Raw genomic sequence first — 261 nt, 5'->3', positions numbered from 1 at the left:
GCGGGGATGAGCCCATGCAGGTGGTATCGGGCCGGCTTGACCGACCGACCGTGCATTTCGAGGCGCCGCCACGCCTGGGCCTTGAGCAAGCGCTGGAGGAGTTCCTGGAATGGTTTGAAAGCAGTCGTAATCAACCGGAACTGGACCCACTGGTCCGCGCCGGCGTGGCACATTTCTGGTTTGTCACACTGCACCCATTCGATGACGGCAACGGTCGCCTGACCCGTGCCATCACGGATTTGGCGTTGGCCCAGGGCGAGC

General features: G+C 63.2%; 1 protein-coding gene. It reads left to right on the top strand.

Annotation, left to right across the window (positions count from 1 at the left end; translation table 11 throughout):
- Positions 1 to 261 (top strand): Fic family protein (locus tag SB765_RS30870; protein ID WP_410932654.1); only part of this gene is annotated, 261 nt, incomplete at both ends.

The organism is Pseudomonas sp. SIMBA_067, assembly GCF_046534675.1.
Classification (GTDB): domain Bacteria; phylum Pseudomonadota; class Gammaproteobacteria; order Pseudomonadales; family Pseudomonadaceae; genus Aquipseudomonas; species Aquipseudomonas putida.
Note: the sequence above shows the minus strand (reverse complement) of the source record. Positions and strands in the feature narration are given on the sequence as shown.